The sequence below is a fragment of the Chryseobacterium paludis genome (assembly GCF_025403485.1).
Classification (GTDB): domain Bacteria; phylum Bacteroidota; class Bacteroidia; order Flavobacteriales; family Weeksellaceae; genus Chryseobacterium; species Chryseobacterium paludis.
The window spans coordinates 3075001-3091638 of sequence record NZ_CP099966.1 but is presented as its reverse complement, the minus strand read 5'-3'; the positions used below and the strand labels follow the sequence as shown (position 1 = coordinate 3091638).

General features: G+C 35.3%; 11 protein-coding genes, 2 tRNA genes and 2 rRNA genes (1 of these 15 only partly in view). All 15 read left to right on the top strand.

Annotated elements, in window-relative coordinates:
- Positions 1-93 precede the first annotated feature (93 nt).
- Positions 94-1212, top strand: coding sequence for a glycosyltransferase family 4 protein (locus NG806_RS13965; RefSeq protein WP_261510164.1), 1119 nt, complete (start codon positions 94-96; stop codon positions 1210-1212).
- Positions 1213-1249: 37 nt separating this feature from the next.
- Positions 1250-2116: a polysaccharide biosynthesis/export family protein gene (locus tag NG806_RS13960; protein ID WP_261510163.1), complete on the top strand. Its 867-nt coding sequence runs from the start codon at positions 1250-1252 to the stop codon at positions 2114-2116.
- 4 nt (positions 2117-2120) lie between these two features.
- Positions 2121-4604 (top strand): exopolysaccharide transport family protein, encoded by a 2484-nt coding sequence (locus NG806_RS13955; RefSeq protein WP_261510162.1) that lies wholly within the window; start codon positions 2121-2123, stop codon positions 4602-4604.
- Between the two features lie 212 nt (positions 4605-4816).
- Entirely contained in the window at positions 4817-5710 is an 894-nt protein-coding gene (porG, locus tag NG806_RS13950; RefSeq protein ID WP_261510161.1) for a type IX secretion system protein PorG, read from the top strand.
- Positions 5711-5715: 5 nt separating this feature from the next.
- Positions 5716-6465 (top strand): isoprenyl transferase, encoded by a 750-nt coding sequence (locus NG806_RS13945; RefSeq protein WP_261510159.1) that lies wholly within the window; start codon positions 5716-5718, stop codon positions 6463-6465.
- Positions 6466-6494: 29 nt separating this feature from the next.
- Complete coding sequence (gene bamA, locus NG806_RS13940) at positions 6495-9050, top strand: outer membrane protein assembly factor BamA (RefSeq protein ID WP_261510158.1); 2556 nt, start codon at positions 6495-6497, stop codon at positions 9048-9050.
- Between the two features lie 8 nt (positions 9051-9058).
- Positions 9059-9619: an OmpH family outer membrane protein gene (locus tag NG806_RS13935; RefSeq protein WP_261510157.1), complete on the top strand. Its 561-nt coding sequence runs from the start codon at positions 9059-9061 to the stop codon at positions 9617-9619.
- A 66-nt stretch (positions 9620-9685) separates the two neighbouring features.
- Entirely contained in the window at positions 9686-10189 is a 504-nt protein-coding gene (locus NG806_RS13930) for an OmpH family outer membrane protein (protein WP_261510156.1), read from the top strand.
- 69 nt (positions 10190-10258) lie between these two features.
- Positions 10259-10744 carry an acyl-CoA thioesterase gene (locus NG806_RS13925; protein WP_261510155.1) on the top strand — a complete coding sequence of 162 codons (486 nt, stop codon included), beginning with the start codon at positions 10259-10261 and terminating at the stop codon, positions 10742-10744.
- A complete protein-coding gene (rfbD, locus tag NG806_RS13920; protein ID WP_261510154.1) occupies positions 10744-11604 on the top strand; it encodes a dTDP-4-dehydrorhamnose reductase in 861 nt (286 codons plus the stop codon). Before NG806_RS13925 ends, rfbD begins: the two co-directional genes overlap by 1 nt.
- Positions 11605-11615: 11 nt before the next feature.
- Positions 11616-12299, top strand: a complete 684-nt coding sequence (locus NG806_RS13915) for a hypothetical protein (protein WP_261510152.1) — start codon at positions 11616-11618, stop codon at positions 12297-12299.
- Positions 12300-13137: 838 nt separating this feature from the next.
- Positions 13138-14654: ribosomal RNA gene (locus NG806_RS13910) — 16S ribosomal RNA — on the top strand.
- 218 nt (positions 14655-14872) lie between these two features.
- Positions 14873-14946, top strand: a tRNA-Ile gene (locus NG806_RS13905).
- An 88-nt stretch (positions 14947-15034) separates the two neighbouring features.
- Positions 15035-15108: transfer RNA gene (locus NG806_RS13900), tRNA-Ala, on the top strand.
- Positions 15109-15315: 207 nt separating this feature from the next.
- Positions 15316-16638 (top strand): 23S ribosomal RNA (locus NG806_RS13895) (it continues 1431 nt past the right edge of the window).
- The 16S and 23S rRNA genes sit together here with 2 tRNA genes alongside, the layout of an rRNA operon.

Sequence of the window (16638 nt, the reverse complement as noted above, 5' to 3'; positions counted from 1 at the left end):
TACCGTTTCGATGTATTAAAAATTCCGTGCTATATTTTAGAACGGGCTTGTAATAATTCTTGCCGAGAATGTAATGTACTTAACCAGAAAAAAATGAAGAATTTTGAATTGTTCTTAAGCGAGATGGATATTTCTATTTTTTACGTGAAAATAGGATTAGGCTTCTTATTCTCTTTTTTAATCACGTTTTTCTCCATCCCTACAATTATTAAAATATCCAGAAGAAAAAATCTTATGGATGAGCCAGGTGTGAGAAGTTCTCATCTGAGAAAAATTCCAAATCTTGGCGGAATTGCTATTTTCTACTCCATTGGAATCTGTACTTCTGTTTTTGCATATGAACTATTTGATCTTTACAAATTTCTATTTGCATCTTTGCTTATTCTCCTGTATATCGGGGTAATGGATGACATTGTTGTAATGAGGGCTTATAAAAAACTGGTTGCACAAATTATTGTATCAGCCCTTATTGTTACAGGTTCAGATATCAGAATAAGAAGTTTATTTGGTATTTTTGGTATTTACGAATTAGAATATGCAGTAAGTATTATCTTTAGTATTATAACTTTTATCATTCTTATTAATGCGTTCAACCTGATCGATGGGATTGATGGTCTGGCGGGAGGATATTCAGTAATATGCAGTGCTTTATTTGGTATAAGCTATTATAGATTAGGCGAATACAATTACCCTTTGGTTGTATTGTCAGTAGTAATAATTGGAGCTGTTTTAGCATTTTTATATTATAATCTTTCTAATTACAGGACCAATAAAATATTTATGGGAGATACCGGATCCATGTTACTCGGATTTTTGCTTGCATTCACAAGTATCTGTTTTATTGATATATTTATTGATAAGAAACTCCCGGAAGTGCCAAGATATCATTTACAATCTGCACCAGCTATAGCCGTTGCTATATTAATTTTACCCATAGTGGACACATTGAATGTGATTATTGTTAGACTATGGAATAAGAAATCACCATTTGACGCAGATAAAAATCATATACACCATAAGCTACTAAGACTCAATTTGACGCATAGGAGGTCTGGATTTTATATAGTAGTCTATTATTTATTTATAGTAACAATTGCTTACTGGTTTAGACATTTAAATGTAAACCTTTTGCTACTGATTATTGTCGTATTAGGCTTTACTGGTGCTTATTTGCCCGATTTTATTTATAGCGTGAGAAATAATAGGAAGTAACGATTAAATTTTTATTTTTGTAGAACAACATTTGATTATGATAAGAAATTTTAAATATCTATCCCTCTTTTTAATACTGCCTTTTTTTATTACATCTTGTATTACAAAAAAAGATGTAAGATATATGCAGCCCAATGAAAATCTTGTGATTAATGAAGAAGGCCTTGTTCCTTACAATATTCCTGTTTACAGGATCACAAAAAACGATATATTAAATCTGAATATTGTAACAACACCTAAAGGGGATGCCGCACAGTTTTATTCTACGCTAAATACCTCAGGAAGCACAGTCGCTCCAGGTGTTAATGCTAATGCCGCAGCTACTTTAGGACGTACTGGAAGTAATGGTGGTGGGAATACCAATTTCTATTTTAACGGATTGAAAGTAGATTCGAACGGAGAAATTAATGTTTTTGGAATTGGATACATCAAGGCAGAAGGACGAACTATTGAAGAAATTACCAAAGAAATTCAGGAAAAAGTAAATGAAAATTTTCAGGATGGAAAATCACAGGTAAGATTAAATACAGATGGGATTACATATTACATTCTTGGAGATACCGAAGCAGTTGGTATTACTGGAGAGAAAGTAACTCATAAAAATACACTTACAATCACTGAGGCTTTGGCAATCAATGGCGGGCTAAATAAAAGTGTAGACAGAAAAATGGTGGTTATTCATCGAAAGCTGCCGGAAGGAATCAAAATTGCCAAAATAGATCTAACCCGTGAAGATGTAATGAACTCGCCGTACTACTATGTACAAAATGGTGATGAAATTTATCTTAATACAAGAGGAAAAAGCTTGAATGGATTGGGTAAAGACCCGGTACAAACAATAACAACAGGGATTTCGTTGATTACTACAGCGTTGTCAGTTTATTTAATCCTAACAAGACTTTAATATCATGATTCCAGGAAAAGAAACTACTGTTGAGAAAAATAATTCTCAAAAAGACAAAAGCGGATCTTTTGAGTTATTTGATATTGAACATTTTTTAAGAAGAATATTAAAAAATTGGTATTGGTTTGTTCTGATGCTATTAATTGGGTATTGTATCTCTTGGATGTATGGGAAATATTACGCACAAAATATTTACGCTTCAAACCTATCCTTAAGTGTTTCCAATAATACATCGAGCTATTTTACGCCCAATCAATCAATTAACTTTATTTGGGGACAGGGAGGGAATCAAGATGGAATTTATTTGAAGAAAATGCTTTTGTCGAGATCTCACAATGAATTTTTAGTCAAAGAATTAGACCTATTTGTAAATTACTCAACTAAAGGTTCTATTAAATCTACATACCTCGATAAAGATGATTCACCGGTTTTTGTACAAATAGATAAGAAACATCTACAGCAGATGGATTATCCGATCACTTTTATTCCTAAAAGTGGTAATACATACGAAGTCATACTACCGGAAAAAGGTGAATCAACAAATTTGTATAATTACGAATTGGAAGGTTTTCAAAATATTAAAGGTTACAAAAAGCCAGCAAATAAAATAATAAAAGTAGGCGAGTGGTTTACGGCTCCAAATTTAAAGTTTAGATTACTTCAGAATCCTGGGACTCCAAGTATAAAACTAGAAAATATTATCGTTAACCTTAGTACAGTAAATCAGTCTGTTAATGGTATTGTTTCTACTATCGGAGTTGAATTTGACAAAGAAATCAACTCAATTATGATTATTACCAAAACGGGTCTTAATCTAAACGGAACAGTTAACTTTTTGAATAAATCTGTAAGTGAATTACAGAAGAAAAGATTGTTGGATAAAATTACGGTAGATAAAAATACGGATACCTATCTGCAGGATAATCTTACAGGAATAAGAAAAAAACTGGATTCGAGTGCGAACGTTCTTAATTACCTGAAAACTTCAGAAAAATTATATGATATTAAAGATAGGGATGAAAAATCTTTAACGAAGATCAAAGATTTAGAAGCTAAAAAAGCAGACTTAACGAGCAAAATAAGCTCTCTTAATACGATCAAGAATACTCTGGAGACACAGAACTTTGATAAAATGATCAGCACGAGTGCCGCAGGTTTTGATGATGGAATGTTCTCAGCATCCGTCTCCGAACTGAAAGCATTGTATCTTAAAAGAAGAGAGATGGCGACAATTTATACACCGAATTCGGAGCCTATGAAAGAAATCAACAGGCTTATCAGCGATGCCAAACTAAGCTCTTCCAATTCTTTAAATACCTATTATAACGGATATAATATTGAGATCAATAAAATTAATAGGCAGGTATCTGATGCTAATGCTGATCTTGAAGCTTACCCTGAAAAAGAAAGAAGATATTTAGATGCAGAAAGGGGATATAATATGATTGAAGCTACCTATAATAGTTTACTTGGAAGACAGAATGAAACTAAAATGAGAATGGCAACCAATCAGTCTGATATCTCTGTGATTGACCCTGCAAAAAATGTGGGACAATCTCCGATCGGACCCAATATAAAAGGAACTAAGCTTCTTATTATGGGTGGGTTATTACTCCTGCCTTTATTATTTATCTTGATTGGAGAATTGTTAGACAATAAAGTAAGAAATATTAAAGAATTACTGAGTGCAACCAAAATTCCACTACTTGGAGTGGTAGGTAACAATAACAACGAAAATATGCTTACTGTTTTGGATCAGCCAAAATCTTCAGTTTCGGAGGCATTTAGAGGGATAAGAGCAAATATGAGATTCCTATCCGGAGAAAATGAGAAAAGCAAGGTAGTGCTTATTACGTCGTCTATTGGTGGAGAAGGTAAAACTTATGTTTCAATTAATCTTGCATCGGTTCTTGGACTAAGTGATAAAAAAACTATTTTATTAGGAATGGACTTAAGAAAACCAAAGATCTTTGGGGATTTTAAGATTGATAATAAATATGGAATTTCAAATTATTTAACTGGTGAAGTTTCTATTGATCAAATTATTAATAAAACAAATATTCCTAATCTGGATGTTGCTACTTCCGGACCTATTCCACCTAATCCATCTGAATTATTGATGAGTAATAAGAATATTAAATTTATTGAAGAACTCAAGAATATATATGATTTTATTATAATAGATTCCCCTCCTGTAGGCCTTGTGGCGGATTCTTATGAATTGATGAAATATTCGGACACCAATATCTATGTGGTTCGTCATGAATATACAGAGAAATATATGCTTAAGATGATTACAGAAAAATACCATAATAATGAAATTGAGAATTTAGGTCTTGTTTATAACGATTACATCATAAAGCAAGGATACGGATATGGATATGGTTATGGATACGGGTACGGATATTTTGATGAAGATAAAAATTATAAAGAACCACTATTAATAAAAATAAGAAATAAGGTACAAACCATATTTAATAAAAAATAATACATTGAACCCTCATTTAATGGGGGTTTATTGTAGATCAGATTTATTGAATCTATTAAAAAAAGAATATTTTCGGCACTTTGTCGTTTACTTTATAACAAATTATGTTTTTTTGTTTGTTTTTAACTAAACATTAAGAATATCATTAATATAAAAATGTTTTATATTTGCAAAAATTAAATTTTAAAATAACCATAAATCCATATTCTTTTATGAATAAAAAATTATTATTTAGCTTCCTTGCCGTCCTTGGAACATTGGTGAGTGTGAAAGCACAAAGAAACGAATTGGGAGTTCGTCTAGGTATGAGTAACCTAGTGGGTGATATAGGAAGTACGAGTTATATTTTACAAAAGCCGTTGGATTTAAGCAGAGCATCAGATTGGGGAGTTCCATTTTATGGAGGTATTCTATATAGATTTAATTTTAACCCCTATCAAACTGTTAGATTAGATTTAGGATATAATCAGGTTCAGTTTAGTGATAAAGCAGCAAAAGAAGATTATAGAAGAAACAGAAACTCATTTGGGAAAAATAATGTATATGAAGCTAGTTTAATGTTTGAATATAATTTTTTTCCTGTGAATAATGAGCAGATAAGTATGGTAAGTCCATATATCTTTGGAGGAATTGGAGGTTTAATGTTTGACGCCCCTAAAGCTACTCTTGTTAATGATTTTAAAAGAGATGCAGATGGTGTGGCTCAAGCTCCAATTAATGAAATGGACTTTACAACAAAAGCTGAATATTCACTTGGCAAAAAAGTAACAATGCACATTCCTTTTGGAGTAGGATTGAAATATAAGTTTAATCATAGCTGGGCAATATTTGCAGAAGCTACATTTAGATATACATTAACAGATCAGTTAGATCATAGTAAAGTAGTGGCTAAAGATGTAGTATCTACTTATAATGGAGACATTTTAAACCCTGCCACCGGAGGGTCTTTATTACAAACCGGAGATTATTACGCTGTTTCTAAAGAAAGAGAGACTGCATTTATTAGAGATAGGAATATTGGAGACACTAAATCCAAAGACTGGATGAATACCTTTAGTTTAGGTCTTACATTCTCCTTTGGTAGACCTCCATGTTATTGTGAGTAATTAATATGTCGTTGATTAAAGATAAAATAAATTCAGAGAATTTACCAAAGCATGTTGCTATCATTATGGATGGTAACGGAAGATGGGCCAAATCTCGTGGCGAAGAAAGAACTTTTGGCCACAAAAATGCAATTAATGCAGTAAGAAATGCAATTAATGCTTGTAATGAGATTGATATCCCATATTTAACATTGTATACCTTTTCTTCGGAAAACTGGAATCGCCCTTCTAATGAAGTGAATACTTTAATGAATTTACTTACAGAAACATTATTGTTAGAGGCTGAGGAGATTTTCAGTAAAGGCTTAAGAATGCATGTTATTGGTAATTTAGAAAAACTGCCATCACTTGTAAAAGAGCAATTGCTTAAAGTGGTAGAATTAACAAAAGAAAACACAAAAGGAAATTTAGTACTAGCAATAAGCTATGGCTCTCAAAATGAGATACTGAATGCCGTGAAAAATATAAGTTCCGATGTAAAAGAAGGAAAGGTAGACGTAGAGAATATCGATGAGAAATTATTTGAAAACTATCTTTATACAAAGGATTTTCCACCAGTGGATTTACTTATAAGAACTAGCGGTGAAACAAGAATTAGCAATTTCCTCCTTTGGCAGATCGCCTATGCAGAACTGCAGTTTTTAAATGTTCTATGGCCAGACTTTACAAAAGATATTTTCTTTCAATGTATTGTAGATTATCAAAACAAAGAAAGACGATATGGCCTAACCGGCGAACAAATAAAAATCCAGTAAAATTTTAAGAAAAGAAAGACTACGATAAAATGAAGTTTAGACTATTACCCATCATCATGTTTGTTGCTTCTGCACATTTTTATGGACAGGTAACTCCACAGGATAGCACAAAAGTGAATAACCCTGTGCATGCAGAAAACCAAGCAGGAACCTACGTTCTTAAAGACATTGTTGTAGATGGGGTTAAAAAGTATACACCTGCACAAATCTTAAGATTTACAGGATTATCTAAAGGAGAAAGTGTAGATATCCCCGGGCAAAAAGTTAGCAATGCTATCAAAAAGCTTTGGGATACTCAATCATTTTCTGAAGTAGAGGTTTACGTTCAAAGTATTGAAGGAGAAACGGTAGTTTTGAAATTTTACTTGCAGGACTTAAAAGAGCTTGGAGAAGTTAAATTTTCCGGAAGGGGAATTGGCAAATCTAAAAGTGAAAAAATGGCGAAAGATAATAACCTTAAGCCAGGAACAAAAATTACACAAAATTTAGTTTCAAGCCTTAAAACAAATATCCCAAAAGATTATATTAAAAAAGGGTTTGCAGATGCAAAAATATCCATTCAGGATAAAGTAAATGCAAATGACCCTGCTCTAGTAGATTGGACGATAAATGTAGAAAAAGGTAAAAGAGTAAAGATCGATCACATTGAGTTCGAAGGAAACGAAAGTGTGAGTGATGCTAAGCTTAGAAATAAAGCCTTTAAGGAAACGAAACAAAAAAGATTTGGTATCGGTGGTATTTTAAAATCTTCAAAATTCATTGAAGATAAATATCAAGAGGACAAACAAAGTTTAATAAGCTATTATAACTCTTTAGGATATAGAGATGCAACTATTGTATCTGATTCTGTTTGGAGAAATAAAAGAAATAATTACGAAATTAACGTAAAATTAAAAGAAGGTAAAAAGTACTATATAGGAGATGTTACTTTCACTGGTAACACGGTATACTCTACTGAATATTTACAAAGACTCTTAGGGTACAAGAAGGGAGATATTTACGATGCTGTAGGTTTCAACAAAAAGGTTGGTGAAGATGGTGGTAAAGAAGATGATTCAGATATCAAATCGGTATATATGAATAACGGTTACCTATTTTCTAATGTAACTCCAGTTGAAAAATCTGTTTCAGGTGATTCTATTAATTTGGAAATTAGGGTAAATGAAGGAGAGCAGGCAACTTGGAATAGAGTTACATGGCAGGGAAATACAACGACCCATGACCATGTTATCCTTAGAGCGTTAAGAACAAAACCTGGAGAGTTATTTAAGAAAACTGAAATCAAAAGAACCTACTTCGATTTAGCAGGGATGTCTTTCTTTGATCCACAACAAATTGGTCAGGATATTCAGCCTAACCAACAAGATAATACTGTAGATGTTAATTGGAAATTAGTTGAAAAAGGATCATCACAAGTACAATTACAAGCCGGTTATGGTGGAAATAGTTTTATTGGAACCTTGGGGCTAACGTTTAATAACTTCTCACTAAAGAATTTCCTGAAGTTTAAAGATTTCAGACCTGTACCACAGGGAGATGGGCAGACATTGTCTATTCAGGCTCAAGCTGGACAGTATTTCCAGAATTATGGAGTTTCATTTACTGAACCTTGGTTATTTGGAACAAAGCCTACAGCACTTTCTGTAAGTATTAATAATTCAATTGTTAGATATAGCACATCTATTACGAGTACGAGTACTGATGCTTCAAGATTGAATATTTTCTCAGCTTCTGTTGGTTTGAATAGATTACTTAAATGGCCAGATGACTATTTCTCTTTGTATACTGGTATCCAATATCAGAAATATGATTTTAAGAACTATCCATTTGATTTTGGTGGAACCCAAGAAAACTATGGAACTGCAAATAACTTAAGTTTAAATATAGGGTTAAGCAGAAACTCTGCTGGTATTGATCCTATATTCCCTACAATGGGTTCTAATATCGAACTTTCAGGAAAGTTCACTCCACCTTATTCATTGTTTACGAATAAGAATTATGCTACAATGACTCCAACGGATAAGTATAAATGGATGGAATTTTATAAGATAAAATTCAAAGCTGACGTTTATAACGAAATTGCTGGAAAACTTGTACTTAGATCTTCTGCAGAAATGGGGTTCATGGATGGGTATAACAAACAATTGGGAGCACCACCTTTTGAAAGATTCTATATGGGAGGTACCGGACTTTTTGGAGGACGATATGATGGTAGAGAATTAATTCCATTACGAGGGTATGAAAATGCCTCTAGTTATGGTGGAGATCCTAGCCAAGGAGATATTACTCCTCAAGGAGGGGGTACAATTTATAACAGATTTACTCTAGAGTTAAGATATCCGATCTCATTGAATCAGACAGCTAAAATTTATGCTTTAACTTTTGCGGAAGGAGGTAATGTTTGGAATTCATGGGGTAACTACAATCCATTCCAACTTAAGAGATCAGTAGGGGTAGGGGTAAGAGTTTATATGGGAGCATTTGGTTTAATTGGATTTGACTTTGCTTATGGATTTGATAAACCAATTAATGGATCAGAGCCTTCAGGTTGGAAGACACACTTCTTGATGAACCAATCATTATAATTCACGATATGAAAAACTTTAAAATCATTTTCACATTTGTATTATTTTTGCTTTTCGGTTTTAGCAATGCCCAAAAAATTGGAGTTGTTGATACAGAATATATCTTAAATAAGCTTCCACAATATAAAGAAGCTGAAGCAAGATTAAACTCGCAGATTGATACTTGGCAATCAGAACTTCAGAATTTAAATTCTGAATATGAAAAGAAAAGATCTGCCTTTGAAAATGAAAGAGTTTTATTGGTAGGGGATCAGTTGAAATTAAGAGAGAAGGAAGTAATGGATCTGGATAAAAACATTAAAACCACTACAAGTTTACGTTTTGGGACTAATGGAGAAATTACAAAATTGAGATCTAACCTCGTTGAACCTTTTCAGGATCAAATATGGGGCGCTGTTAAAACAATGTCTGAGAAAAATGGATTGGGCATAGTTCTTGATAAAAGCAATAATAATAATGTTATTTTCCTACTACCAAGGTATGATTATACAGATAAAGTATTAACAATATTGTTGAAAGGAACTTCAACAGAAAAAAAAGAAAAAACTAATACGAGAAGTAAAAAGTAATCTTTATAATTAACTTTTACTGAAATTAAAAATCTAAAAACAAATTAAATTATTTATTTACCAATTATGAAAAAATTAAGTGTATTATTTGCAGCAGTAATGATGGTTGTATCTGTAGGTATGGCGAAAGCTCAAAAAATTGCTACTTTAGATGTTATAGGTGTTCTTAATGCAATGCCTGAAAAGAAAAAGGCAGATGCTGATTTAAAGACTTTCTTAGATACTAAGCAAGCAGAGATCAAAAAGAAAGCAGATGCAGGACAAGCTAAATTAAAGCAATATTCTGAAGAGGCTCCTAAGAAAACTGCCGACGAAAACAAAGCTAGAGAAGGTGAATTAGCTAAAATGCAAGAAGAAATTCAGCAAATGAACGATAAAGCTCAAAAAGATTTTGTTGCTAAACAAGATCTTGCTTATGAACCTATTGAGAAAAAACTTAACGAAGCTGTATCTAAAGTTGCTAAAGCTAACGGATATGACTTTATCATGGATGCAAACTCTTCTGCGTTTGTTTACAAAGGAGGTCCAGATGCTACTCCAGCAGTAAAAAAAGAATTAGGTGTTCAATAATTTAACAAATTAACAAACATTTATAAAACTAACCACCTCTTTTAGGGGTGGTTTTTTTATTTTTGCCAAATGGAAAAAGAAGTATCAACCACGGTCAAAGTTAGATTCAGCGATTGCGATCCAATAGGGCATTTGAATAATGTTAAATATTTGGATTATATGTTTAATGCCAGAGAAGATCATGTGGAAACATTTTATGGTTTTACCTATGAAGAATATACAAAGAAAACTGGTTGTACCTGGATTGCCATACAAAACGAAATAGCATACTTAAGAGAAGTGCGATACAATACTCAGGTTGTAATAAGCAGCAAGACGATCGATATACAGGATAGAACTGCTAAAGTTGAAATATTAATGAAGAGTCTTGACGAAAATACAATTCATGCTGTTTTATGGGTTACTGTTATTTATTTTAATGTTAAAACAAGAAAGTCTGACATACATCCTGAAGATGTTAAAGAAATTTTCCATAAATTCTATGTTGATTTAGAACAGAAAGATTTTCAATCAAGAGTTAAGTTTTTAAGATCTCAAAACGCAAAAAATTCATAATGAAAAAAATAGTTGTTATTGGAAGTAACGGTCAACTGGGGAATTGTATTAAGAAAATTGCTCCGGATTTTGAAAGTGATTATGAATTTATTTTCACAGACTCTCAAACTTTAGATGTTACTAATGAAGGGCAGGTTGAAGCTTTCTTTTATGATAGCAAACCAGACTTTTGTATTAATGCTTCAGCATACACTGCTGTAGATCTTGCCGAAAAAGAAAAAGAAAAGGCTTTTGCTGTCAATGCTGATGGGGTTGCTTATCTCGCTCAGGCATGTTACGATCATAAGGCCGTTCTAATCCATGTTTCTACTGATTATGTATTTGATGGAGAAACGAATTTATGTTATTCTGAAGATGATTTTACAAATCCAATCGGAGTATATGGAGAATCTAAATTGAAAGGGGAAGAATTAGCAATGGAGATCAATCCAAAAACAATTATTCTAAGAACCTCTTGGCTATATTCAGAGTTTAATAAGAACTTTGTGAAAACAATGCTGAATTTATTTTCACAAAAAGACGAACTGGGAATTGTAGCTGATCAATTTGGACAGCCAACAAATGCCAATGATTTAGCAGAGGCTATTATGGATATTGTTAGAAACCCTCAGTTAAATTTTGGAATTTTTCATTTTTCAAATTATCCTGAGACGACATGGTATGAATTTGCAAAAAAGATTGCTGAGTTTTCTAAATCTTCAATCAAATTAAATTCTCTTACCACAGAACAGTATCCAACGCCTGCGAAAAGGCCAAAAAGAAGTACTATGTGTTTAGACAAGATAGAAGAAGTGTATAAAATAGAACCAAAACATTGGGAAAACAGCCTGGAAGAATGTGTAAATATTCTTTTACAATAATAAAACACGATATGAGAAACCTTTTAACTTTTATTTTTCTTTTACTGCTTCAGTTTTTTAGTGCACAGAATGTATACTTAACTAAAGTTGAAAAGACAAGCGATAACACAGATAAATTTTTATTTAAAATAAATGAGGAAATAAAAGATGCTCAATACTTAGGGGAAGTTGAAGTACAGGGTTTTTCAAAAGATGATGCAGGCACTTTTTCTTTAATATTTAAAAAAGCAAAAGAAATAGGGGCAAATGCAATTTCGATAAAACCCTTTGAAAATGTGGATGGATCTCCGCAGGCTTTTAACCCTTCCAATTACAAATTGAGCTTGTACTATTTACCCAAAGAAAAGTTCATTTCACAAACAGGATATTTGTATTTATTTGCTTCGTCAGATAAAGAACAAAGAATAAGTGTCAATAAGAAGGATTATACCTTGTCTCCGAGGTCTTTTTTCATAATAAAAACAGTACCGGGAGATCTTTATACAATATCTACTAAAAAACTCTTAGGTTCTACCATTAAAGTACAACCCAAAGCAAACGAAACAAATCAGTATTTTCAAGTATCTGCTTTAAAAGTAAGATCAGATAATACTGGAGTAGGTGGTTTAAATTTAAAGTCAGGAGATATTGTAGGATTAGAGAAATCATTTGCAGAATTTTTAAGTCTTATTTATATTAAACTAGATAAAGAGTAATAAAAAATTCATAAGCCTCTTTCTTAGAGGTTAGATAAATAAACCCCGGCTCAGTTCGGGGTTTATTTATGATTGGCCGGTTCTCAGTACACTTAATAGAAACAAGCTAGTAGTACAGAGTAAAGAATTTTCAATACTATATCTATTATATAGTATACTAGAAGAACAATTCATTGTTACTATATGCCTTTTTAAAATATTTCTTTTTAATTTCTGAATGAAATTTTCCCATTTCCCCTCTCGAAACCTTCTGTTTTTCTTTTATAGCATTAATTTTTCTTACCTGACTCCTGCTGCCTACTGGGTTTTACTTAATTCCCAAGCTCAGTATGGCAGTTCTTTGCAAATAGGGTTAAAATTTTAGTTCTTGTAATTCAGGGAGTTAAAAGTAAATATGAATTAAAAGTAAATTTTATGTTAAATAAGTTTGGATTGTAGTGTTAATAAGATGTACTTTTGCCCCACTGAAAACGAGAGATAGTAGGTAGCGCAGACGATAAGTAAATAGGACTGAAGGTTAGAAAAATAAATAATATTTTATTTTGATAATTGATAAAAGTTTGTATCTTTGCAGTCCCAATTAAGGGAGCGCAGGAGAGTATGAGATTGAATAAGATATGGAGGTTAAGGTTACTAAAAAAACTTTAAATTTTCTTTCGGAAAAATTTGGTCACATCAAAAAAAACATTTACTTTTGCACTCGCAAATCAGTAGCCCAAACGACAGAAAATGAGGCTACGGTATAAAGCGGAAGAAGAGAGATCATTGAAAAATAATATAACAACCAAGTAAGGAAAAACTAAAGCGTAAAATAACTTTGAGTGAGTCAGACAAACATACAATGGAGAGTTTGATCCTGGCTCAGGATGAACGCTAGCGGGAGGCCTAACACATGCAAGCCGAGCGGTAGAGATTCTTCGGAATCTTGAGAGCGGCGTACGGGTGCGGAACACGTGTGCAACCTACCTTTATCAGGGGGATAGCCTTTCGAAAGGAAGATTAATACCCCATAATATATTTGATGGCATCATTAGATATTGAAAACTCCGGTGGATAGAGATGGGCACGCGCAAGATTAGATAGTTGGTGAGGTAACGGCTCACCAAGTCAATGATCTTTAGGGGGCCTGAGAGGGTGATCCCCCACACTGGTACTGAGACACGGACCAGACTCCTACGGGAGGCAGCAGTGAGGAATATTGGACAATGGGTGAGAGCCTGATCCAGCCATCCCGCGTGAAGGACGACGGCCCTATGGGTTGTAAACTTCTTTTGTATAGGGATAAACCTTTCCACGTGTGGAAAGCTGAAGGTACTATACGAATAAGCACCGGCTAACTCCGTGCCAGCAGCCGCGGTAATACGGAGGGTGCAAGCGTTATCCGGATTTATTGGGTTTAAAGGGTCCGTAGGCGGACTCGTAAGTCAGTGGTGAAATCTCATAGCTTAACTATGAAACTGCCATTGATACTGCGGGTCTTGAGTAAGGTAGAGGTAGCTGGAATAAGTAGTGTAGCGGTGAAATGCATAGATATTACTTAGAACACCAATTGCGAAGGCAGGTTACCATGTCTTAACTGACGCTGATGGACGAAAGCGTGGGGAGCGAACAGGATTAGATACCCTGGTAGTCCACGCCGTAAACGATGCTAACTCGTTTTTGGGTTTTCGGATTCAGAGACTAAGCGAAAGTGATAAGTTAGCCACCTGGGGAGTACGAACGCAAGTTTGAAACTCAAAGGAATTGACGGGGGCCCGCACAAGCGGTGGATTATGTGGTTTAATTCGATGATACGCGAGGAACCTTACCAAGGCTTAAATGGGAATTGACAGGTTTAGAAATAGACTTTTCTTCGGACAATTTTCAAGGTGCTGCATGGTTGTCGTCAGCTCGTGCCGTGAGGTGTTAGGTTAAGTCCTGCAACGAGCGCAACCCCTGTCACTAGTTGCTAGCATTAAGTTGAGGACTCTAGTGAGACTGCCTACGCAAGTAGAGAGGAAGGTGGGGATGACGTCAAATCATCACGGCCCTTACGCCTTGGGCCACACACGTAATACAATGGCCAGTACAGAGGGCTGCTACCAGGTGACTGGATGCTAATCTCGAAAGCTGGTCTCAGTTCGGATTGGAGTCTGCAACTCGACTCTATGAAGCTGGAATCGCTAGTAATCGCGCATCAGCCATGGCGCGGTGAATACGTTCCCGGGCCTTGTACACACCGCCCGTCAAGCCATGGAAGTCTGGGGTACCTGAAGTCGGTGACCGTAAAAGGAGCTGCCTAGGGTAAAACAGGTAACTAGGGCTAAGTCGTAACAAGGTAGCCGTACCGGAAGGTGCGGCTGGAACATCTCATTTTAGAGCGTCTTTCGGGACGATAAACAAAATTAAAGATACTTAAGTGTATCATGTACTTACTTAAAGTATGCTTTAGTTTTTTATTTGGTTGATTATATATATAAAAATACAAAACCCACTAGAAATTAGTATAGGGAAGAGAGGCAAGATGAAAGATAAAAGAAGAAAGACAATGAGGTCTGATATCTGGAGTCTTTAATCTAAAAGTCTAACAAGACAGTCTCGTAGCTCAGCTGGTTAGAGCGCTACACTGATAATGTAGAGGTCGGCAGTTCGAGCCTGCCCGAGACTACTAATTGAAAAAGACGGGAAGATAATAGATGGTAGGGATCAGATTTAATTCTGGGATCTGTAATCTGTAATCTGAAGTCTGACTAGAGGGGGAATTAGCTCAGCTGGCTAGAGCGCCTGCCTTGCACGCAGGAGGTCAAGGGTTCGACTCCCTTATTCTCCACAGTTTTGTGAGTCTGATTTAAAAGTATAATGAATAGAGCCAAAACAAATATTCATTCATCAGACAAGCAGAAAGACATTAAGATCATTGACATTAACGGTAAAAATATCACAAAGAGAAAACCGAGCGCAATTAAGCGTTTGAGTTTACAAAAAATAGCTTGGCAGCAATGCTGAGCAAAAAATACTGAACTAATTAATAATTAGGAAAGAAATCGTTAAGGGCGTATGGCGGATGCCTAGGCTTTCAGAGGCGACGAAGGACGTGGTAAGCTGCGAAAAGCTCGGGGGATTGGCACACACGAATTGATCCCGAGATGTCCGAATGGGGCAACCCGGCTGGTTGAAGACCAGTCACCTCGTAAGAGGAGCAAACCCGGAGAACTGAAACATCTAAGTACCCGGAGGAAAAGAAATCGAAGAGATTCCGTAAGTAGTGGCGAGCGAACGCGGATTAGCCCAAAAGTCTTTATATATTTAAAAGAATGTTCTGGAAAGAACAGCCATAGAGGGTGATAGCCCCGTATTTGAAAGGTATATTTTGATGATAAATGAGTAGGGCGGGACACGTGAAATCCTGTCTGAATATGGGGGGACCATCCTCCAAGGCTAAATACTCCTGAAAGACCGATAGTGAACAAGTACTGTGAAGGAAAGGTGAAAAGCACTTCGAATAGAAGGGTGAAATAGAACCTGAAACCGTACGCCTACAAGCGGTCGGAGCCCACATGTTGGGTGACGGCGTGCCTTTTGCATAATGAGCCTACGAGTTAATTTTACTAGCGAGGTTAAGGACTTCAGGTCCGGAGCCGGAGCGAAAGCGAGTCTGAATAGGGCGTATAGTTAGTAGGATTAGACGCGAAACCTTGTGATCTACCCATGGGCAGGTTGAAGCTCTGGTAACACAGAGTGGAGGACCGAACCGGTTGACGTTGAAAAGTCTTCGGATGACCTGTGGGTAGGGGTGAAAGGCCAATCAAACTGGGAGATAGCTCGTACTCCCCGAAATGCATTTAGGTGCAGCGTCGTATATAAGTTTATTAGAGGTAGAGCTACTGATTGGATGCGGGGGTTTCATCGCCTACCAATTCCTGACAAACTCCGAATGCTAATAAATGTTCTACGGCAGTGAGGGCATGGGTGCTAAGGTCCATGTCCGAGAGGGAAAGAACCCAGACCAACAGCTAAGGTCCCCAAATATATGTTAAGTTGAAGCAACGCGGTTGGACTGCATTGACAGCTAGGATGTTGGCTTGGAAGCAGCCATTCATTTAAAGAGTGCGTAACAGCTCACTAGTCGAGCGGTCCGGCATGGATAATAATCGGGCATAAACATATTACCGAAGCTATGGATTTGTACTTATGTACATCTGGTAGGGGAGCATTCTGTTTGCACAGAAGCAGTGGCGCGAGCCATTGTGGAGCGTACAGAAAAGAAAATGTAGGCATAAGTAACGATAAAGGGGCGAGAAACCCCCTCACCGAAAGACTAAGGTTTCCTCAGCCATGCTAATCAGCTGAGGGTTAGTCG